Annotated in this window: 20 protein-coding genes; 18 read left to right on the top strand and 2 right to left on the bottom strand. The window is 68.5% G+C overall.

What is annotated here, in order from left to right:
• Window positions 1–5: 5 nt before the first annotated feature.
• Window positions 6–656 (top strand): phosphatase PAP2 family protein, encoded by a 651-nt coding sequence (locus tag ABNQ38_RS11905; RefSeq protein WP_377807046.1) that lies wholly within the window; start codon window positions 6–8, stop codon window positions 654–656.
• Between the two features lie 4 nt (window positions 657–660).
• Here ABNQ38_RS11905 and ABNQ38_RS11900 read toward each other — a convergent pair whose 3' ends face one another.
• The gene (locus tag ABNQ38_RS11900; RefSeq protein WP_377807045.1) at window positions 661–1,893 is read right to left on the bottom strand and encodes a plasmid replication protein; all 1,233 of its coding nucleotides are present in this window, start codon (window positions 1,891–1,893) and stop codon (window positions 661–663) included.
• 669 nt (window positions 1,894–2,562) lie between these two features.
• Here ABNQ38_RS11900 and ABNQ38_RS11895 point away from each other — a divergent pair.
• The 17 genes from ABNQ38_RS11895 to ABNQ38_RS11815 all read left to right on the top strand — a co-directional run bounded on the left by ABNQ38_RS11895 (window position 2,563) and on the right by ABNQ38_RS11815 (window position 18,487).
• A complete protein-coding gene (locus tag ABNQ38_RS11895) occupies window positions 2,563–3,492 on the top strand; it encodes a helix-turn-helix domain-containing protein (RefSeq protein ID WP_377807044.1) in 930 nt (309 codons plus the stop codon).
• Complete coding sequence (locus ABNQ38_RS11890; RefSeq protein WP_377807043.1) at window positions 3,489–4,139, top strand: hypothetical protein; 651 nt, start codon at window positions 3,489–3,491, stop codon at window positions 4,137–4,139. Before ABNQ38_RS11895 ends, ABNQ38_RS11890 begins: the two co-directional genes overlap by 4 nt.
• 148 nt (window positions 4,140–4,287) lie before the next feature.
• Window positions 4,288–4,950 carry a ParA family protein gene (locus ABNQ38_RS11885; RefSeq protein ID WP_098738091.1) on the top strand — a complete coding sequence of 221 codons (663 nt, stop codon included), beginning with the start codon at window positions 4,288–4,290 and terminating at the stop codon, window positions 4,948–4,950.
• Window positions 4,947–5,516, top strand: a complete 570-nt coding sequence (locus tag ABNQ38_RS11880; RefSeq protein WP_377807041.1) for a hypothetical protein — start codon at window positions 4,947–4,949, stop codon at window positions 5,514–5,516. Before ABNQ38_RS11885 ends, ABNQ38_RS11880 begins: the two co-directional genes overlap by 4 nt.
• Window positions 5,517–5,571: 55 nt before the next feature.
• The gene (locus ABNQ38_RS11875) at window positions 5,572–6,498 is read left to right on the top strand and encodes a LysR family transcriptional regulator (protein ID WP_377807040.1); all 927 of its coding nucleotides are present in this window, start codon (window positions 5,572–5,574) and stop codon (window positions 6,496–6,498) included.
• A 146-nt stretch (window positions 6,499–6,644) separates the two neighbouring features.
• The gene (locus ABNQ38_RS11870) at window positions 6,645–7,970 is read left to right on the top strand and encodes an ABC transporter substrate-binding protein (RefSeq protein WP_377807039.1); all 1,326 of its coding nucleotides are present in this window, start codon (window positions 6,645–6,647) and stop codon (window positions 7,968–7,970) included.
• Window positions 7,971–8,196: 226 nt separating this feature from the next.
• Window positions 8,197–9,063 (top strand): branched-chain amino acid ABC transporter permease, encoded by an 867-nt coding sequence (locus ABNQ38_RS11865; RefSeq protein ID WP_109049546.1) that lies wholly within the window; start codon window positions 8,197–8,199, stop codon window positions 9,061–9,063.
• Window positions 9,063–10,079, top strand: a complete 1,017-nt coding sequence (locus ABNQ38_RS11860; protein ID WP_377807038.1) for a branched-chain amino acid ABC transporter permease — start codon at window positions 9,063–9,065, stop codon at window positions 10,077–10,079. Before ABNQ38_RS11865 ends, ABNQ38_RS11860 begins: the two co-directional genes overlap by 1 nt.
• The gene (locus ABNQ38_RS11855) at window positions 10,076–10,795 is read left to right on the top strand and encodes an ABC transporter ATP-binding protein (protein WP_377807037.1); all 720 of its coding nucleotides are present in this window, start codon (window positions 10,076–10,078) and stop codon (window positions 10,793–10,795) included. The genes ABNQ38_RS11860 and ABNQ38_RS11855 overlap by 4 nt, the downstream gene beginning before the upstream one ends.
• A 67-nt stretch (window positions 10,796–10,862) precedes the next feature.
• Window positions 10,863–11,567 carry an ABC transporter ATP-binding protein gene (locus tag ABNQ38_RS11850; protein WP_377807419.1) on the top strand — a complete coding sequence of 235 codons (705 nt, stop codon included), beginning with the start codon at window positions 10,863–10,865 and terminating at the stop codon, window positions 11,565–11,567.
• A 55-nt stretch (window positions 11,568–11,622) separates the two neighbouring features.
• Window positions 11,623–12,414, top strand: coding sequence for a putative hydro-lyase (locus ABNQ38_RS11845; RefSeq protein WP_377807036.1), 792 nt, complete (start codon window positions 11,623–11,625; stop codon window positions 12,412–12,414).
• Window positions 12,415–12,500: 86 nt separating this feature from the next.
• Window positions 12,501–13,262 (top strand): substrate-binding periplasmic protein, encoded by a 762-nt coding sequence (locus ABNQ38_RS11840; protein WP_377807035.1) that lies wholly within the window; start codon window positions 12,501–12,503, stop codon window positions 13,260–13,262.
• A 41-nt stretch (window positions 13,263–13,303) separates the two neighbouring features.
• Window positions 13,304–14,071, top strand: coding sequence for a 5-oxoprolinase subunit PxpB (pxpB, locus tag ABNQ38_RS11835; protein ID WP_377807033.1), 768 nt, complete (start codon window positions 13,304–13,306; stop codon window positions 14,069–14,071).
• Window positions 14,068–15,090, top strand: a complete 1,023-nt coding sequence (locus ABNQ38_RS11830; RefSeq protein ID WP_377807032.1) for a biotin-dependent carboxyltransferase family protein — start codon at window positions 14,068–14,070, stop codon at window positions 15,088–15,090. The genes pxpB and ABNQ38_RS11830 overlap by 4 nt, the downstream gene beginning before the upstream one ends.
• A 45-nt stretch (window positions 15,091–15,135) precedes the next feature.
• Window positions 15,136–16,710, top strand: coding sequence for a methyl-accepting chemotaxis protein (locus tag ABNQ38_RS11825; RefSeq protein WP_377807031.1), 1,575 nt, complete (start codon window positions 15,136–15,138; stop codon window positions 16,708–16,710).
• 42 nt (window positions 16,711–16,752) lie between these two features.
• Window positions 16,753–17,514: a LamB/YcsF family protein gene (locus ABNQ38_RS11820; RefSeq protein ID WP_377807030.1), complete on the top strand. Its 762-nt coding sequence runs from the start codon at window positions 16,753–16,755 to the stop codon at window positions 17,512–17,514.
• Between the two features lie 208 nt (window positions 17,515–17,722).
• Window positions 17,723–18,487 carry a porin gene (locus ABNQ38_RS11815; RefSeq protein ID WP_377807029.1) on the top strand — a complete coding sequence of 255 codons (765 nt, stop codon included), beginning with the start codon at window positions 17,723–17,725 and terminating at the stop codon, window positions 18,485–18,487.
• Between the two features lie 63 nt (window positions 18,488–18,550).
• Here the strand turns inward: ABNQ38_RS11815 and ABNQ38_RS11810 are convergent, their stop codons facing one another.
• Complete coding sequence (locus ABNQ38_RS11810; RefSeq protein ID WP_377807028.1) at window positions 18,551–19,222, bottom strand: hypothetical protein; 672 nt, start codon at window positions 19,220–19,222, stop codon at window positions 18,551–18,553.
• Window positions 19,223–19,242: the final 20 nt, after the last annotated feature.

The following is a 19,242-nucleotide window of genomic DNA, read 5'->3' as shown; positions in this document are numbered from 1 at the left end:
CGGCATTGAGCGACATCATCGAACGGAACGGCGACCAGGGCGGCATCGAGAATCAAGGCATCGAGAATCCCGGTGGCGGCATCGGTTATGGCGGGCGGCCCGCACCGGCGGTTCTTCAGCCGGCCCTGACGGCGGTCGACGCGCTGGACGCCCAGGTCCATGACATCGTCACCTGCGATCCGGGACCGGTGAGCCGGGTGCTGGCAAGCGCGGGCCATTACGTCATAAAGCGGCCGGTTCTGATCCCCAGCTTCGCCATCGCCGGACTTGTCGGACTGCTGACCGGTCAGGAGGATCTGCGCCGCGCCGGCAGCGTCGGCGTCCTCGGGCTGGTGGCGACGGCGACGGCCAGCCGCTCGATCAAGCGCTACGTCAAGCGCCGCCGTCCCGACGAATGCGAGCCGCGGCAGAGGCCGGGCAAGCGGATCAGCGCCCGCTCACTGCCGTCCGGCCATGCGGGAAGCGCCTTTGCCGCCGCGACCGCGCTCGCCACGGTCAGCCGGTCGCCGGCGCAAAGTCTGATGATTTACGGCGCCGCGGCGGCGATGGCCAGCGGCCGGGTGGTGAAGCACCGCCATTGGGCGTCCGACGTGGTAGCCGGCGCCCTGCTGGGGACCGCCATCACGCTGGTGGCGCGGCGCCTGCTGGCGCGCTGAGCGGCTATTTCTTCGGCAGCGGCAGGCTGGCCTGTTCGGCCTTCGCCGGATCGGCCAGCCGCTTGGCGCGCTTGTTGCGCATTTCCGCCACCTCGCCAGCCTTCAACGGCACGAAGCCGTCGGGCCGCATGGCGTTGCCGACGATCTGCTTGAGCAGGTCGATGTTGGTGATCTGCACCCGGCGGCCGCGGCGGACCTGATCGAGGAACTTTTGCGACGGGGTCAGCACATAGTCGATGGCGTCGATGCGCTTGCCGACCTTGGTATATTCCTTGTCGGCGATGTCGAGAATGCCCTCGTCCACCAGGGCGTCGACGGCCGACGTCACCACGCGCAGGGTGTCGCGGCGGCGCGACCACTCGTTCATGCCGCTGTTCTTGATGATCTCGTCGGCGCTGATCGACACCGGCTTCGCCTCGTCGTCGGCGGTGTCGTACTCGATGGACAGGCGGTTGTAGAGCCAGCGCGACACCGGCGACTTCAGCTTCATCAGCCAGGCGTAGGAGACCGGCTTGAACTCCAGGTCGCGGATGGCGGCGGAGACCAGCGGGTTGAACTCCAGATAGGTCTCCTCGACCCCGCCGTCCTCATCGACCAGATCGGGGCGCGAGCGGATTGCCAGCACCGGGAAGGCGGTCGATTCCAGCAGGTTCTGCCCGCGGCTCTTCTTGCCCGGCTCGGCGCTGCCGCCGGTGGAGATGATGATGCGCGAGCGGGCCAGGATGGTCAGGGATTCGCGGATGTCCTGGATCGACAGGGTGTGGTTGACCGCCCGCAGTTCCCGCTGGATCTCGTAGAGGCTGAAGCGCATCTGCACCTTGTCGCGGTTCTCGCCGGTCAGCGACAGGCGCGAGCGGTCCATCGCGAGGCGGCGGACGACCTGCTCCACCACCTGCTCGCGCTCCGACGGGAAGATCTCGACTTCGACCAGATCCGGACCGGCGCCGGGGGCGCGGTCGTCCTTCTTCGCCGTGCTGAGCCGGTCGATACGGGCGGGCTGGACGGTCAGGCGGTAATTGCGGCCGCGGAAAGCGAACTCGCGCCGCACCGACTTGATGAAGTTGTCCTTGGTGACCAGCTCGCCCTTGTCCTTGGCGGTCTTTTCCTTGTCGTTGTCGCGGGAGACGAAGACGAAGCGCGGCGCCAGATCGTAGAGCGCGATCAGGTGCGATTGCGAACGGTCTTCCAACTCGAACAGGATGAGCTGTGCGGCGCTGGTCGGGGCCATCTTGGTCATGAACGTCTCCGGATGTCGGGAGTAACCATGGCGCGGCGGACCCGCCGGTGCAACAGAACGCAGTGAGTTTACCGCATCCGGGATGGAGCGACAGCCCGCGGATATGGTGCCGCACCCCGCGATGATGGAGCAACGGCCCGCGGTCATGGAGCGATAGCCCGCGATTGCCGCCCGGACGCGGCATCGCTGGGGCCGAACTCCGCGAGCCCTTGAAGAATCGGGGAGAATCGGCCCAGCCGGCCGGGAATTGCGGCGAGGCGAACCGCGGGCTGCCGCTCCATAGGGGGCGGAGGCGGATCGCTTCGGTGCCGGATTGCCCGCGATTCGCACCATCGTCACGGCATCGGCGGCCAATCGCGGGCTGTTGCTCCAGCATCGCGGGCCGCGGACCGCCGGCAATCGCGGGCAATGGCTCCACATCCGCGGCCAAAGGCGCCAGGATCCCGATTCGGCGCGCCATCGCCGGCCAATCGCGGGCCGATGCTCCATGGTCGCGGGCAGGGGCTTTACGGTCGCGGGCTGTCGCTGACCATCCGCGGGCTGCGGCTCCATGGAGTGCGAGCCCGCGATTCGACTCTTCCGCCGACCGCTTCGAATCCTCTGCGCCAATCGCGACGGCCGATCATGCGGCCAATCTTGCGCCCATGGCGCGGAGGAGTATCGCCACAGATGACAAACCGGACCGCAAGCCCGAACCGCCCCGGGCAAACCCACACCCAGCAACCCCAAACCCGGCAAACCCACGCCGGCCAAAACAATACGCGACAGAACCGCTGGGGCCGGATCCCGGCCTGGTGGCTCGACCATCCCGAACTGGACGCCGACGGGCTCGCCGTACTGGCGGCGCTCAGCACCTACGCCGACGAGGCGGGGGTGTGCTGGCCGTCGCAGGCGACGCTGGCGGACAAGCTGAAACGCAGCCGGCCGACCGTCAACCGGATCCTGGGCCGGTTGGAAGCGCTCGGGCTGGTCGGCATCGAACACCGCCGCTCGGCCAATGGCGGGCGGCTCAGCTGCCGCTACCGGCTGGCGCTGACCTGTTCGAACGGGACGCAGGACGGTGCAGGGGTGGACATCCCCGCTGACTCATCCACGGACTCCCCCTGTTCAACGGCGAGTCACGAACAGCCTGAACCAGAACAGATTCCTGACACGCTCCATCGGCGTGCGGACGAGGGGACATCGTTCAGCTCTGCCGGCGCCGCCGAACTGGTTGCTCCCGATTGGGCGCCACCCCCGGCCGACCGGCAATGGGCGGCAGAGCGCTTTCCCGGCATCGACGTCGACAGCCATGCCGAGCGCTTCGTCCAGCAATGCCGGGCCCACGGCTACCGCTACCGCGACCCGGCCGCGGCGTGGCGATCCTGGCTGCTGCAGGATGCCGGCCGTATGGCGCAACAGCTCGCGGCAACGGCCCGCGGACCGAACAGCCGGGGACCAAACGAACGAGCGGCGCGAACGACGCCCCGCACCGCCGCTTCCAGGCCGAATTCCGCAGCCGCCAACGCCGAACAGCGCCTGTCGGCCTGGGCCAGCGTTGCCGCCCGTCTGAACAACACGCCGTCCAACGCACCAACCAACCCCTGGGGGATCGCATGAGCAACCTGCACCAGTTCCCCACCTCCTCCTCCACCGCCGCTGCACCGCCCGGCCTGCCGCTGCCCTTCGACCCGGCGATGGCGCCGGCCCTGCGCAGCCGCATGCTGCGCGACGCCCTGCCGGAACCGTTGCAGCGCCTTCTCGACCGTGGACAGGTCGGGCGCCACAGCCGCTTCACCGAGGACGGCTTTGCCGATGTCGTGGAGGACTGGACACCACCGGACGGGGTGACGCCGCGCCATGCCGCACTGGCCCGCCGCGCTCTGTCGGAGATCACCGACACCATCCTGGCGCCGGCGTCGGCCAACCATCTGTTGGGACGGGTGCTGGCTCTGCTGAGCCATTTTCCGGCGAAGGCGACCAGCCCGGAGGTGGAGCAATTGCTCGCGATGGACTGGGCCGACGATCTGGGCGAGTTCCCGGCCTGGGCCATCGATCAGGCGGCACGCCGGTGGCGGCGCACCCGCAAATGGCGGCCGAGCATCGCCGAGATCCGCGCTCTGTGCGAGGAAGCCTGCGCCGAGGAAAATGCCCTTGCCGACCGGTTGCGCGCCATCGCCATGGCAGGCGAGCGGGTCGGGGAGACGGGCAGCGGAACCGGTGCGGTGCGCCCGGTGCTGGCGTCGGCGATGCGTCGTATGCGATGATGAGGGGAGGTTCTGTCTTAGATCGCCAATCTGTGGCAGGGGCGACACCCTGTCCGGCCGCTGCGAAGCTAAGACATGTCTTAGATTTGCGCCACGGCCGGGCTTTGGTAAAAGGGGCCGACAGCCGATGGCGATAAGGGGCACGGGAATGAGCAACGACACGGGACACGTGCCGGTGAAACGCTTGCTGGTCAATGGCCCGAAGGGCGGGATCGGCAAGACGACCCTCAGCCGCAACATCGCGGTGGCGGCGGCGCTCGATGGCTGCGCGGTGGCGACGCTCGACCTCGATCCGCAGCGCAGCCTGACCAAGTGGTTCGCCAAGCGCCCGGACGGCATGGCGTCCATCACGCATTTCGAAGCGGGCATGACGCCGCTCGACATCCGCGCGGCCCTTGACGGCATCGCGGGCTTCGACCTGCTGGTGATCGACACGCCGCCGTCCATCGAGGACCATCCGGAGGAGTTCAAGCTGCTGGCCCTGTCGTCCGACCTGATCGTCGTTCCGACCGGCCAGAGCGACGACGACCTGGACTCCGTCCGACCCTGGATGCGCTTCGTCCGCCGCTACGGCAAGAACGCCGCCTTCGTGATGAACCGCGTCAAGCCGCGCACCCGTGGCTTCACCGAGGCGCAGCGCAAGCTGCTGGGCGACGGCCGGATCTGCCCGGTCGAGGTTCCCGACTACGAGGACATCCAGTTCACCGCCGGCCGCGGGCTCGGCCTGCTGGAGCTGAAGGGGGGCAAGGGGGCCGAGCATGTCGCCGGCGTCTGGGCCTTCGTCCGCCACGAACTGGAGCTGGCGCAATGAGCGGGTTCAAGCAGGTTTCCAAGGCCCAGGCCCGTCGCCACATCGCGGTGGACGAGCGGATCGAGCGCATGGCGGAGGCGACGGTCGACCTCGTCCGGCGCGAGGAGTTCGTCCAGGAGATCTCCACCCTCTGGCGCAGCGCGCAGGAGAAGTTCCTGCTGATCGGCCGCTATCTGGTCCAGGCGCGGGCGCGCCTGCCGCATGGCGAATTCCAGGCGATGGTCGAGAACGAGCTGCCCTTCGGCTATCAGGTCGCCTACCAGCTGCGCATGGTGGCCGAGGCGGTGGACAGCGGCCGCCTGCCGGGGGCGAAGCTGCCGCCGAGCTACGCCACCGTCTACCAGCTTGCCACCTTGACCGGCGAGCAGCTGCGGCTGGCCGACCAGAGCAACCTGATCCGGCCCGACGTGACCCGGCCGGAGATCGTCCGCTTCAAGCGCGACCTGCGCAACCGTGCCCTCGACCATGTCAGCCGCCGCGAGGCGCTGGAGGCCGAGCGCGACCGGCTGCGGGAACGGCTGGCGGTGATCGAGGTTGAGCTGGCGGCGCTGGACGACCGGGACTGACAGGACAGCAGCGATGGTCCGGCGTGCGATGATCCGAAACGGGGATGAGTGAGGCATGCTGGACCTGAAGTCGCTGGAGACCTTCATCTGGACGATGCGGCTCGGCGGGTTCCGCCGGGCGGCGGAGCGGCTGAACACCACCCAGCCCGCCATCTCGGCCCGCATCGCCCAGCTTCAGGACGAGTTGGGCGTCGTCCTGTTCGACCGTGTCGGCCGGCGGGTGGCGCCGACGCCGCAGGCGATGGTCCTGCTGACCTATGCCGAGAAGATGATGGCGCTCAGGTCGGAATTGCTGACCGCGGTGGCAGACCGCAGCGCCATCCGCGGCGTCATCCGGCTGGGCGTGGCGGAGACGGTGGTCCACACGTGGCTCAGCCAGCTGATCGAACGGCTGAATGCTCTCTACCCGGCGGTATCGCTGGAGATCGAGGTCGAAACCTCGCCCAGCCTGCGCGATGCGCTCGCCCGCCACGAGCTGGACGTGGCGGTGATGCTGGCCTCCTACACCGACGTGCGGTTCCGGGCGATCCCGGTCGGCAACTATCCGCTGGGCTGGGTGGCGAGCCCGACGCTGCCCCTGCCGGAAGAGCCGGTGTCGCTACGCGATCTGGCGGTCTGGCCGATCATCACCTTCTCCCGCACCACCCAGCCCTACGGCGTGATCCGCGAGATGTTCTCCTCCGTCGGATTGCAGGTGCGGATGTTCGGCAACAGCTCGCTCGCCAGCGTCGTCCGCATGGCGGTGGATGCCGTCGGCGTCAGCGTGATCCCGACGGTGATCGTCCAGCGCGAATTGGCGGAGGGCCGGCTTCGCCTGATCCGCTCGCAAGCGCCCTTGCCGGGGATGACCTTCTGCGCCGCCCATTCCGCCACGGCGGAGAACCACATGGCGTCGGTCGTCGCCGATCTGGCCGCCGCGGTGGCGGCCGACTACGAAGCCGCCACCGGCAACGAGGCGCCGCGCGCATTAGAAGCCGATTGATCGCCGCAGCTTATCAATCCAGATCAAAACTTACGATTGGACGCACCCAAGACTGTTCGTGTCATCATCCTGTCAGAAGCGCAACCGAACAGCCGTAAAGGCCCGCGCTGCAAGCCACCAAGGCACTGAACAGAGGAGATTTCACGATGCGGTTCGCGGCAGCGATCACCAACCCCACCCGCACGCCCACCCGCCGTCAGACGATCAAGCGCATGCTTGCCGCGGCGGCCCTGCTGACCACGACCGCGCTGACCGGCATCGGCTTCGGAGCCGCCCCGGCCCATGCCGAGGATGAAATCCGCATCGGCGTGATCTATCCGCTGACCGGTGCCGCCGCCTCGACCGGCGTCGAACTGAAGGCCGCCGCCGAACTGGCCGCCGCCATCGTCAACAAGGAAATCCCCGCCCCGCCGGGGCTGGTCGCCGGCATCGGCCTGCCGAACCTGAAGGGGGCCAAGATCAAGCTGATCTTCGGCGACCACCAGGGCAACCCGCAGGTCGGCGCCACTGAGGCCGAGCGGCTGATCACCAGCGAGAAGGTCGTAGCGCTGACCGGCGCCTATTTCTCCAACGTCACCGCCACCGCCAGCCAGGTCGCCGAACGCTACGGCGTGCCGTTCCTGAACGGCGAATCCTCCTCGGCCTCGCTGACCCAGCGCAAGTTCAAATGGTTCTTCCGCACCACGCCCCATGACGACCTGTTCGTCGGCAACTTCTTCACCTTCCTCGGCGACATGGAGAAGAAGACCGGCGACAAGCTGCGCAACATCGCGCTGTTCAACGAGAACACGCTGTGGGGCAACGAGACGACCAAGCTTCAGGTGAAGCTGTCGGAGGAGCAGAAGTTCACCATCGCCGAGAAGATCCTCTACCCGGCCAAGACCACGCAGATGACGTCGGAGGTGCAGCGCATCAAGGCCGCCGCTCCGGCGGTCATCATGCAGTCCAGCTATCTCGGCGATGCTATCCTGTCGATGAAGACCTACAAGGAACTGGGCTTCCTACCGAAGATGCTGCTGGCCAACGACGCCGGCTTCAACGACAGCGAGTTCCTGAAGACCATGGGCAAGGATGGCGAGTTCGTCATCAGCCGCGAGGTCTGGGCGCTCGATCAGGCCGAACGCAACCCGCTGATCAAACAGGTCAACGACCTGATGCAGAAGCGGTCGGGCGTGAACTTCAACGGCAACTCGGCCCGCGCCTTCACCGGCATCGCCGTGCTGGCCGACGCGCTGGACCGTGCCGGCTCGACCAAGCCCGACGCGATCCGCGAAGCGCTCCAGAAAACCGACATCCCGGCCAGCGGCCTGATCATGCCGTGGAAGGGCGTCAAGTTCGATGCCAGCGGCCAGAACGAGCTGGGCACCGGCATCATCGTCCAGGTCCAGGGCGGCCAGTATGTGACGGTGTGGCCGTTCGACGTGGCGACCAAGCCGGTCGTCTACCCGATGCCCGCCTGGGACGGCCGCTGACCACCGCTTCTTTCATCGGGCTGCTGCTTACCCTTTCCTTTCCCGGAAAAGGGGGAGCCCGTCGCGTCGCGACGGGTAGGGCTACGGAGATGTTCAGTCGGTTCCGCGCTTCGATCCACGATGCATCTCCCGCCCGGCGCCATCGGCGCCAACCTTTCCGGGATGGGAAAGGGGCTTTTCCCGCACAGTTCCTCCGGCCCACCCTGACCGCAAAAGGGGTGCTGCAATGACCGCAGACATTCTTTTCCAAGTGCTCGTCTCGGGCCTGCTGATCGGGCTGATCTACGCCCTGGTCGCGGTCGGTCTGACGCTGATCTTCGGCGTGATGGACATCGTCAATTTCGCCCATGGCGAATTCCTGATGCTCGGCATGTATGCCAGCTTCTGGGCCTTCGCCCTCTTCGCCATCGACCCCATCGTGGCGCTTCCCCTGACCGCGCTGCTGCTGTTCGCGGTCGGCGTCATCGTCTACCAGACGGTGATCCGCCGCATCCTGAAGGCGCCGATGCTGTCGCAGATCTTCGCGACCTTCGGCCTGATGATCCTGCTGCGCGGTCTGGCCCAGTTCTTCTGGAAGCCGGACCACCGGCTGATCCCGCACAGCCTGGTCAGCGGTAACGTTGCCTTCGGTCCCGTGCAGTTTGGCCTGCCGCAGTTCGTCGCCGCGCTCGGTGCCGTCGGCGTGACCGGTGCCCTGTGGATGTTCCTGCACCGCACCCGGCTCGGCACCGCGCTGGAAGCCACCGCCATCGACCGTGAGGCCGCCACCCTGATGGGCATCGACGGCCAGAAGATGTTCGCGCTCGCCTGGGGCATCGGCGCCGCCTGCGCCGGTCTTGCCGGCGGACTGATCGCCACCTTCTTCCCGATCTTCCCGGAGGTGGGGTCGAACTTCATCCTGATCGCCTTCGTGGTGGTCGTGCTGGGCGGCTTCGGCAGCGTCACCGGCGCCTTCCTGGCCGGCATCATCGTCGGGCTGATCGAGGTGCTGGGCGGCTTTCTGGTCGGCCCGGAATACAAGACCGCCATCGTGCTGTCGCTGCTGCTGATCGTGCTGCTGGTGCGTCCGCGCGGCCTGCTGGGGAAAGCCTGATGACGACCGGAACCAACTCCTCACGTAAGATGGCCGGCACCGCCGCCCTGCTGGCGCTCGCCGCCGTCCTGCCGCTGGCGATCAGCGAACCGTCGCAGCAGAATTTCCTGATCCTGATCCTGATGGGCGCCCAGATGGGCGTCGCCTGGAACATCGTCGGCGGCTATGCCGGACAGGTCTCGCTCGGCCATGCGGTGTTCTACGGCATCGGCGCCTACACCTCGACCATGCTGCTGCTGACCCTGGGGCTGACGCCCTGGATCGGTGCCTTGGCCGGCGGGCTGGTGGCGGCGGCCTTCGCGCTCGCCATGGGCTGGCCCTGCTTCCGGCTGAAGGGGCATTATTTCGCCATGGCGACCATCGCGGTGGCGGAGATCATGCAGATCCTGGTCACCAACAGCGACGCCCTCGAAGGGGCCGTCGGCCTCTACCTGCCGATGGACCAGAGCGGCTGGGGCGTGCTGATCTTCCTGTCGAAGCTGCCCTACTACTACGTCATCCTCGGCCTGCTGGTGCTGACGGTGCTGGTGTCCTGGGCCATCGAGCGCAGCCACATCGGCTACTATTTCCGTGCCATCAAGGACGAGCCGGAAGCGGCCCGCGCGCTCGGTGTCAGCCTGACCCGCTACAAGCTGATCGCGCTGACGGTGTCGGCCTTCCTGACGGCGATGGGCGGTAGCTTCTACGCCCAGAAGGAGATGTTTATCGATCCGGGTTCGGTGTTCGCCACGACGATCTCGATCAAGATCGCGCTGATCGCCATCCTGGGCGGCGTCGGCCGGCTGATGGGACCGGTGCTGGGCGCCGTCATCCTCATCACCATCGAGGAATACAGCCGCACCCTGTTCGGCAGCACCGGGTCCGGAACCGACATGATCATCTACGCCGCCATGATTATCCTGGTCGCCGTGTTCAGCCCGTCCGGCGTGCTGGGCCTGCTGGGCGATCTGCGGCGCCATCTGCCCGGCGCCAAGCCGGCGGAGGCCAAGACCAGCGTCAAGGAGATCCGCCCGTGAACACCGCCCCCCTGCTTGCCGTGGACGGCCTGGGCAAGGCCTTCGACGGGTTGGTCGCCAATCGCGACATCAGCTTCATCGTCCATCACGGCGAGATCATCGGGCTGATCGGCCCGAACGGCGCCGGCAAGACCACCCTGTTCAACTGCCTCGCCGGCTTCCACACCCCCACCACCGGCCGCATCGCCTTCGAAGGGCAGGACATCACCGGCTCGACGCCGGAGGCGGCAGCGGCGCTGGGCATCGCCCGCACCTTCCAGATCGTCCGCGTCTTCCAGTCGATGACGGCGCTGGAGAACGTCATGGTCGGCGCCATGCTGCGCAATAAGCGGGTGGCCGAGGCGCGCGAGCGGGCGGAGGACGAACTGGCCTTCGTCGGCCTGTCGCACCGGGCGAACACCCCGGCGTCGGACCTGACGGTGTCGGAACAGAAGCGGCTGGAGGTCGCCCGTGCGCTCGCCACCGAACCGAAGCTGATCCTGCTGGACGAGGTGATGGCCGGCCTCAACCCGACCGAGGTGCGCGAGGCCTCTGCCCTGGTCCACCGCATCCACCAGCGCGGCATCGCCAGCATCATCGTCGAACATGTGATGGAGGGCATCATGCCCATCGCCCACCGGATGCTCGTGCTGGACTATGGTGCCAAGATCGCCGACGGCACCCCGGCCGAGATCGCCGAGAACCCGGCGGTCATCGCCGCCTATCTGGGGGAGTGAGACGATGCTCCAACCGACGCTGTCCGAACCCGTCCGCCCCGTCGCCGTCGCCCCCGCGGGCGAGACGATGCTGCAGGTCCGCAACATCCAGTCCAGCTACCGCCGCGTCCCGGCCATCCGCGACATCAGCCTCACCCTGAACCAGGGCGAGATCGTCGCGCTGGTCGGCGGCAACGGCAACGGCAAGTCCACCACGCTGCGCGCCGTCGCCGGGCTGAACGCGCTCGACGGCGGATCGATCCTGCTGAAGGGCCAGGACATCTCCGCGGTGCCCGCCCACGAGCGGGTGAAGCGCGGGCTGGTGCTGGTGCCGGAAGGCCGCCGCCTGTTCCCGCGCCTGACGGTGGAACAGAACCTGATGCTGGGCGGCTTCACCGCCAGCGATGCGGCCAAACGCGAGCAAACGCTCCAATTTGCCTACGACACCTTCACCGTGCTCGGCGAACGCCGCCGCCAGCAGGCCGGCACTCTGTCGGGTGGCGAACAGCAGATGCTGGCGATGTGCCGCGGCCTGATGAGCCAGCCCGACCTCCTGATGCTGGACGAACCCTCCTGGGGCGTCGCGCCCAAGCTGGTGACCCGCATCTTCGAGACCATCCAGCTGATCCGCCAGCGCGGCATCACCGTGCTGCTGGTCGAACAGAACGTCCACCGCGCGCTGGAGATCGCCGACCGCGGCTACGTCATCCAGACTGGCCGCGTCGTGATGGAAGGCAGCGGCCAGGACCTGCTCGGCAACGACGAGGTGCGGCAGGCGTATCTGGGCATGTGAGAGCCTTTCCGTCGACGAACGCCATCCTTCCGACTCCTTTTCCGGAACCCTCCCCATGACGACCTCCCCCCTCTCCCCCGCCGCCGCCGAACGCCTGCGCATCCGCAGCGGCGCCAACAGCGGCCAGACCGCCGGCCTCGCCCCCGGCCATGTCCAGGCCAACCTCGCCATCCTGCCGGCGGACTGGGCCGGCGATTTCCTGCGCTTCTGCCAGGCCAACCCGCGGCCCTGTCCGCTGCTGGCGGTGTCGGAGGTCGGCGATCCGCGCCTGCCGACGCTGGGCCACGACATCGACATCCGCACCGACGTGCCGCGCTACCGCGTCTATCGCGACGGCGTGCTCTCCGCCGAGCCGACCGACATCGGCGACCTGTGGCGGGACGATTTCGTCGCCTTCCTGATCGGCTGCTCCTTCTCCTTCGAGGAAGCCCTGCTGGCCGACGGGCTGCCGGTGCGGCACATCGCGATGAACCGCAATGTCCCGATGTACGAGACCAGTATCCCCTGCACCCCGGCCGGCCGCTTCGGCGGCACCATGGTGGTGTCGATGCGGCCGATGGTGCCGAAGGACGCCATCCGCGCCATCCAGATCACCTCGCGTTTCCCGTCGGTGCACGGTGCGCCGGTGCATTTCGGCGATCCGGCCGCCATCGGCATCCGCGACATCGCCCAGCCGGAACATGGCGAGGCGGTTCCCATCGAGCCCGGCGAGGTGCCGGTCTTCTGGGCCTGCGGGGTGACGCCACAGGTCGCGATCCGCAACGCCCGTCCGCCCATCGCCATCAGCCACAGCCCCGGCGCGATGCTGATCACCGACCTGCTGAACACGCACCTGTCGGTGCTCTGACCGCTTCTCTCCCCCGCTTCATCCCCTGCGATACCGGCCGCCGCACGGGCATTCCGCCCCGCGCGGACACGGTGGAGGCTTGCCCGATGCAAACCCCGTTTTCTGTCCGCCTGCTCTCTTCCACCGTTCTCCTGCTGACCGCCGTCGCGGCGCCCGCTTCGGCCGACCAGCTGCGCATGGTGGCGCTCAGCTTCCCGCCGCTGATCTATGACGATGGCGGCAAGCCGGCCGGCATCGCCTACGACATCGTGACCGAGGCGATGAAGGCTGCCGGCCATAGCGTGACGGTGGAGATCATGCCCTGGGCGCGGGCGCTCGACACCGTGCGCGAGGGCGGCGCCGACGCCGTCTTCACCGCCTACAAGACGCCGGAGCGCGAGCAGTTCCTGAACTACTCGACCCAGGTGCTGGTGCCGCAGGTGGTCTCGCTGTTCGTGGCGAAGGACAGCCCGGTCAGCTTCGACGGCGACCTGTCCAAGCTGGCCGACCGCAAGTTCGGCGTGGTCAACCAGATCAGCTATGGCTCCATCGTTGACGACGCGATCAAGACCGGCGTGCTGCCGGCGGTGGAGAAGTCGAACGACAGCGACAGCAACGTCAAGAAGCTGGTCTCCGGCCGTTTCGAGGTGATGCCCAGCAACCGCTACGTCGCCCAGTATTTCCTGAAGCAGGCGGGCGCCCTGGACAACGTCAAGGAACTGACCCCGGCGGTGCAGGACATCCCCAGCTACATCGCCTTCACCAAGGCGCGCGACACCGCAAAGCTGCGCGACGAGTTCGACGCCGGGGTCGCGGCGATGAAGGCCAGCGGCGCCTATCAGCAGATCCTGAACAAATACGCCCGCTGACCGGCGAGCCTTCCCCCTCCGACCAGCTTCGAGAAGCCTCCATGAGCGTGACCACCACGGTTCCGGCCCCCGTTCTGCGGGCGGCCGGGGACAGTGCCCTGATCGTCGAGTTGGGCGACGGCATCGCCCCGGATCTGAATGCCGCCGTCCACCGGCTCGACCGCCGCATCGCCGAGGCCCAGCTGCCGGGCATCGTCGAGACGGTGCCGACATACCGCTCGATTCTCGTGCAGTTCGACCCGGCAGTGACTTCGGCCGAACCGCTGGGCCAAGCCCTGCTCGGGCTGGCAACCGAGCTGACGCAGGCGGCGGCGGAACCGCAGCTGCGCTGGATCGTGCCGGTCTGTTTCGGCGGCGCCCATGGCGAGGATCTGGACGAGGTGGCCCGCCGCTCCGGCCTCGGCACGGAGGAGGTGGTGCGGCTGCACTGCACCGCCGACTACCGCGTCTATATGCTTGGCTTCTCTCCCGGCTTCGCCTATCTCGGCGGCTTGCCGGAGGTGCTGCACCAGCCCCGGCGCGAGAACCCGCGCATGGTCACCCCGGCCGGCAGCGTCATGCAGGGCGGGGCGCAGGCGGCGATCTCCCCCATCGCCATGCCCAGCGGCTGGCACCTGCTGGGCCGCACGCCGGCCCGGACATTCGATCTCAGAAGGGAGCCGCCCTTCCTGCTGGCCCCCGGCGACCGAATCCGCTTCACTGCGATCAGTGCTGCGGAATATGACCGCCTGGACGGTATCAGCGGTTACCTGCCCGACTGCGAGACGGTGACCTCCTCTGTTGCCCTAATGCAGGGAGCCGCCGCATGACCACCCATCTGCGCGTGGCGGCAGCCGGTCCCAGCTCCACCATTCAGGATCGCGGCCGGGTCGGCTATCAGCGCTACGGCGTCTCGGTCGCCGGGGCGGCCGACCCGCTGCTGCATGCCGCCGCCAACGCCCTGGTCGGCAACCGGCCGGGGGAGGGGGCGGTGGAGTTCACCTTGGCCGGCGACAGCGTGACGGTTGAAGGCGGGCCCGTGCGCATCGCCGTTGCCGCCGATGCAGACCTCACGGTGGACGGCGATCCGGTGCCGGGCTGGACCAGCCTGCGCCTGACCGATGGGCAGACCCTGCGCATCGGCACCCTGCGCAGCGGCATGCGCGGCTATTGGGCGGTGGAGGGCGGCTTCGCGCTCCAGCCGGTGCTGGGCAGCGTCGCCACCCACATACGCAGCCGTATGGGCGGGATGGACGGCGGTGCGCTGAAGGCCGGCGACCGGCTGCCGCTGGCCCTCGACCACGCGGCGGACCGGGGGGAGCGTTGCCTCGACCCCTCCCTGTTGCCGGCACGCGGCGGGCGGCTGCGCGTGATGCTCGGACCGCAGCAGGATTATTTCACCGCCGCCGGGATCGAAGCCTTCCTGGAGGAGGACTACGCCCTCAGCCACGAGGCCGACCGCATGGGCTGCCGGCTGGACGGCCCGGTGATCGAGCATGCCCGCGGTTTCAACATCACGTCGGACGGCATCCCGCTGGGTGCCGTGCAGGTGCCGGGCACCGGGCGGCCCATCGTGCTGCTGGCCGACCGCCAGACCACCGGCGGCTATCCCAAGATCGCCTGCGTCGTCGGGCCGGACGTGGCGGCGCTGGCGCAGATGCGGCCCGGCGAGCGGCTGCGCTTCGCCGCCGTCGATGCGGCGGAGGCCGGACGCATCCAGGCCCGCCATCGCGAGCTGGTGGACGGCCTGCCGGCGCTGCTGCAATCGGCCGGCGGCTTTGCCCTCTACGACAGCAGCCGGCTGCTCGGCTTCAACCTGATCGGCGGCGCCGTCACCGGCTGGGACTGACCTTTCGCTTTCCAACGCCCCAACACCCACAATGGAGTGGACCTGATGCTGCAGCGTGTGGGCCGTACCCTTGCCATGCGTGTCGTCGTTCCCATCGCCCTGATGGTCACGGTCATCAGCGCGACCGGCATAGCCGCCGTCGTCACCGTCAACCGCGAGGATGCCCGCACCGCGTTGGAGGACCGGGCCGCCGTCACCGTCCGCGTCATCGCCGGCGGGTTGGCCGAACCGCTGTGGAACGTCGATGCCGAATCCGCCGCGGCACAGCTCGCCGCGCTGACCAACGATCCCGACTATCTCGGCAGCCGGGTGCTCGATCCCAAGGGGCAGGTCTTCGCCAAGAGCGGCGACGTGTCGGACGGCGATCCGTCTGTTCTGGTCCGCCATGCCGACATCCTGCGCAAGGCCGGCACCCGGATGGAGAAGCTCGGCACCGTGGAAATCCACCTGTCGCCCCGCCGGGCCGAACGGCAGGCGGCGGAGCGGGGGTGGCTGCTGGCCGGCGGCGGGCTGGCGGCGCTGGTGGCGCTGTGCGGCGTGCTGTTCCTAATGGTGCGCGGCGCCACCCGGCCCATCGTCCGCCTGACCGGGGTTATGACCCGGCTGGCCGCCGGTGAGCGCGCGGTCGATGTCCCCTCGCTCGACCGCCGGGACGAAATCGGCCGCATGGCCGAAGCCGTGCAGGTCTTCAAGGAGCAGGGCGCCGCCAAGCAGCGGCTGGAGGCCGAACAGGTCGAACTGCGACGGCAGGCCGAGGCGGAGCGTCATGCCGCCATTGCCGCGGTCGCCGACGATTTCGAACGGCGCGTCGGCAGCAGGCTGGGCGAGGTGATGCGCACCACCGACGGCATGGGGCTCGCCACCCGAAGCCTTGCCGGGGTGGCGGAGCACAACGGGCAGGTCAGCCGGCAGGCCGCCGGCAATGCCGCGGCGGTGAATGCCTCGGTCGACGGCATGGCCGCCGCGGTGGACGAGCTTGTCGCCTCCATCCGCGAGATCTCGGCCCAGGCCCAGCATTCGCAGTCCATCGCCGACGAAGCGTCGCGCCGCGCCTCGAAGGCCACCGATCGGGTGGCCGGGCTGGTCCAGGCGTCGGACCGGGTGTCGGCGGTGGTGACGCTGATCCACGCCATCGCCAAGCAGACGAACCTGCTGGCCCTCAACGCCACCATCGAGGCCGCCCGCGCTGGGGAGGCCGGCAAGGGCTTCGCCGTGGTGGCCGGCGAGGTGAAGGTGCTGGCGACCCAGACCGCCAAGGCGACCGAGGACATCGAGACCCAGATCCGTGCCATCCAGGGCTCCACCGGTTCCGCTGCCGACGAAATCGTCGAGATCGCCCGCGTGGTGGAAAGCCTCAGCCAGATCAGCGCCTCCATCGCCGCGGCGGTGGAGGAGCAGAATGCCGCGACGGCGGAGATCGGCCGCGGCGTCAGCGAAGCCGCCCAGGGCGTCCGCGCCCTGCTGGGCGACGTCAACGCCACCTCCGAAGTGGCCGGACAGACCGGCGACGCCTCGGCTCAACTGGACACCGCCGCCGGCATGCTGACCGACCAGATGGGGGCGATGCGCAGCGAGGTTGCCGGCTTCATCCATTCCCTGCGACAGTCGGATGCGGCGTGAGAACGCCGGGGTCTTCTGACGATTGAACGAGCGAGAAACGCCATGCCGAGCATCGATCTGAACTGCGACATGGGCGAAGGGTACGGCGCCTGGACCATGGGCGACGACCGGGCGATGCTGGACATCGTCACCTCCGCCAACATCGCCTGCGGCTTCCATGCCGGCGATCCCACCATCATGGCCGACACCGCCCGGCTGGCGGGAGAGAAGGGGGTGCGCATCGGCGCCCATCCCGGCTTCGAGGACCGCTCCGGCTTCGGCCGCCGCGTCATGCGCGGCATCACGACGACGGAGGTCGAACGGCTGGTCGCCTATCAGGTCGGCGCGCTCCAGGCCTGCGCCGCGCTGTCAGGGCAACGGGTGACCCATGTGAAGCCGCACGGCGCCCTCTACAACATGGCGGCGGTGGAGCCGGATCTGGCCGGCGCCATCGCCCGCGCCGTCAAGGCGGTCGACCCCGCCCTGCTGTTCGTCGTCCCGCCGCTGAGCGCCATGGAGCGCGCCGGGCAGGATCTGGGCCTGCGTGTGGCGCGCGAGGCCTTCGCCGACCGGACCTATGAGGATGACGGCACCCTGACGCCGCGCACGGTGGCCGGGTCGGTGATCCACGACCCGGAACTGGCGGCGGCCCGAGTGGTGCGGATGGTGCTGGACGGGGCGGTGGAGAGCCGGCACGGCACCCGGCTGCCCATCGTGGCGGACACCATTTGCGTCCATGGCGACACGCCGACCGCGGTCGCCATGGCGGCGACGGTCCGCCGCGCGCTGGAGGCGGCAGGAGTGACGGTTCGGGCGGTGGTCTAGCCATTGCAACTTGCCGTGACCGTCTTCCTGACCTGACGCTTCCCGTTTAACGCGAATGATCGTGCTCTTTTGCATCGCAGCATGCAAAGAGCGGGTCACAGTTTTGTCAGAATTTTAGACGAACATCTCTCAAACCGGAAAGGATACACAAGGCTGTATCGACCAAACGGACAGTCGACCATCGGCCGAACAGCACAGGGCTTGCCAAATGAAACGAAGCATTTCCATGCCTATTCTGGCGGCAATGGCGATTTTATCGGCAACCGGTGCGGCTGCGGATATCCTATACCAAAAGGGTAGTTTTTCAGATCAGCGGCATTTCTTGGCCGTCGATGTCTCGTGGGGGGAGCTTGAGATCGGGCAGGCCGACAGTGCCCGCAACCGGCTGGTCGGGGCGGCGGCCGTGCCGGCTTCCGGCGGGGCCGGCAGCCGGACGGCGAAGCTCAGCTATTACACCCCGCCGCTGCGCGGTTTCGAACTGGGCGCCAGCTACACCCCGATGCCGCGCGGGGCCGGCGACATGCCCGACCCGCGCGAGGCCATGCATCTGGTGGAGGCGGCGGTGCGCAAGACCATCCTGATGGGAGACATCGGCACCCGCTTTTCCGCCGGGACCAGCCGGGCGCGGGTGCGCAGCGACAGCCGCCGCCTGCCGCGCCAGTCCTGGATCGTCGGCACCCAGTTCGCATGGCAGAGCGTGACGCTGGACGGCGACCTGCGCCAGCAGCAGGAGTCCGACGGCGTGTCGGTGCGCAGCCTGAACGCGGCGTTGGCCTATGGCCGCGGCGACATGACCCTGTCCCTGCGCGCGCGGCGGACCTTGCCAGAGAATGGCGCAGCCAGCGGCCATTATCTCGCCGATCTCGCCTATCGCATCACGCCGCGGTGGCAGGTGATGGCCGATACCAACATCGATACCGGTGCCGAGTCCATGGGTGCGGTGGTCAAGGTCGGCGCGCGTCTGGTGTTCTGACCGCACCGGCTGCGGCGGGGCGATGGCATCTCCATCCCCCCGCCGCAGCCGGTGGCGAACCGCTCAGTTCGCCGCGAAGCAGTAGAGCAGCCCGGCGCCGCCGGTGCTCTTCAGCGCGTCCTGGCTGCAGCCGCCGCGCGAGGCGTGCGACGAGTTCCAGGATTTCGCCGGCGGCTGCTCGTCCAGGCCCATGCGGTCATGGTGGCCGAGCATGGCCGCACCCTCGGTCCCGCTTCTGGTCCAGTTGCCGCAGGTCATGTCCTGGCCGGCGGGGAAGGCGGTGCCGTCGGGCTGCGACCCGGTCAGGATGTCGTGCGTGTTGGGCTGGTCGCCGCGGCCATTGACCGCCTCGCCCTTCTCGTTGAGCGCGGTCTGCTTGGTCAGGGCGTTGGTGCCGTGCAGCTCTTCGACCGAGCGGGCGACCATTTCGCCCTTGGCGTTCTGCCAGGGACCCTTGCCGATGCGGTCGCGCGCATTGACCGCCGGCTGGCCGTCGGCGGCCTGGGTGCTGAGATAGGCCCGCCATGTGCGGCTGCCGGCGCCCGCCGCCTGGGCCAGCTGCTGGCAATGCCCGTCGGCGCCGCTCAGCCCGCCGAGATCGGCCCCCTTGCCCATGCCCACACTTGTGACGAAGAAGGTCATGGCGGACGGGCCGGCCTGCTGCGCCGACGCAGCCGCCGGGATCGCCAACAGGAAGGCGGCCGCCGCCGCGGTCCGGATGCTCGCACCGATCATGGTTTCTCTCCCTTTGCCGT

Origin of the sequence: Azospirillum sp. A29 (assembly GCF_042604625.1) — a bacterium.
Lineage (GTDB): Bacteria > Pseudomonadota > Alphaproteobacteria > Azospirillales > Azospirillaceae > Azospirillum > Azospirillum palustre.
Note: the sequence above shows the minus strand (reverse complement) of the source record. Positions and strands in the feature narration are given on the sequence as shown.

Bases quoted from the DNA above. Each gene is read 5' to 3' on its own strand.
- ABNQ38_RS11850 (WP_377807419.1), top strand. From the start codon at position 10,863: ATGCTGCAGGTCCGCAACATCCAGTCCAGCTACCGCCGCGTCCCGGCC.
- ABNQ38_RS11890 (WP_377807043.1), top strand. From the start codon at position 3,489: ATGAGCAACCTGCACCAGTTCCCCACCTCCTCCTCCACCGCCGCTGCA.
- ABNQ38_RS11875 (WP_377807040.1), top strand. From the start codon at position 5,572: ATGCTGGACCTGAAGTCGCTGGAGACCTTCATCTGGACGATGCGGCTC.
- ABNQ38_RS11830 (WP_377807032.1), top strand. From the start codon at position 14,068: ATGACCACCCATCTGCGCGTGGCGGCAGCCGGTCCCAGCTCCACCATT.
- ABNQ38_RS11860 (WP_377807038.1), top strand. From the start codon at position 9,063: ATGACGACCGGAACCAACTCCTCACGTAAGATGGCCGGCACCGCCGCC.
- ABNQ38_RS11810 (WP_377807028.1), bottom strand. From the start codon at position 19,222: ATGATCGGTGCGAGCATCCGGACCGCGGCGGCGGCCGCCTTCCTGTTG.
- ABNQ38_RS11825 (WP_377807031.1), top strand. From the start codon at position 15,136: ATGCTGCAGCGTGTGGGCCGTACCCTTGCCATGCGTGTCGTCGTTCCC.
- pxpB (WP_377807033.1), top strand. From the start codon at position 13,304: ATGAGCGTGACCACCACGGTTCCGGCCCCCGTTCTGCGGGCGGCCGGG.
- ABNQ38_RS11820 (WP_377807030.1), top strand. From the start codon at position 16,753: ATGCCGAGCATCGATCTGAACTGCGACATGGGCGAAGGGTACGGCGCC.
- ABNQ38_RS11845 (WP_377807036.1), top strand. From the start codon at position 11,623: ATGACGACCTCCCCCCTCTCCCCCGCCGCCGCCGAACGCCTGCGCATC.
- ABNQ38_RS11840 (WP_377807035.1), top strand. From the start codon at position 12,501: ATGCAAACCCCGTTTTCTGTCCGCCTGCTCTCTTCCACCGTTCTCCTG.
- ABNQ38_RS11885 (WP_098738091.1), top strand. From the start codon at position 4,288: ATGAGCAACGACACGGGACACGTGCCGGTGAAACGCTTGCTGGTCAAT.
- ABNQ38_RS11865 (WP_109049546.1), top strand. From the start codon at position 8,197: ATGACCGCAGACATTCTTTTCCAAGTGCTCGTCTCGGGCCTGCTGATC.
- ABNQ38_RS11895 (WP_377807044.1), top strand. From the start codon at position 2,563: ATGACAAACCGGACCGCAAGCCCGAACCGCCCCGGGCAAACCCACACC.
- ABNQ38_RS11880 (WP_377807041.1), top strand. From the start codon at position 4,947: ATGAGCGGGTTCAAGCAGGTTTCCAAGGCCCAGGCCCGTCGCCACATC.
- ABNQ38_RS11815 (WP_377807029.1), top strand. From the start codon at position 17,723: ATGAAACGAAGCATTTCCATGCCTATTCTGGCGGCAATGGCGATTTTA.
- ABNQ38_RS11870 (WP_377807039.1), top strand. From the start codon at position 6,645: ATGCGGTTCGCGGCAGCGATCACCAACCCCACCCGCACGCCCACCCGC.
- ABNQ38_RS11900 (WP_377807045.1), bottom strand. From the start codon at position 1,893: ATGACCAAGATGGCCCCGACCAGCGCCGCACAGCTCATCCTGTTCGAG.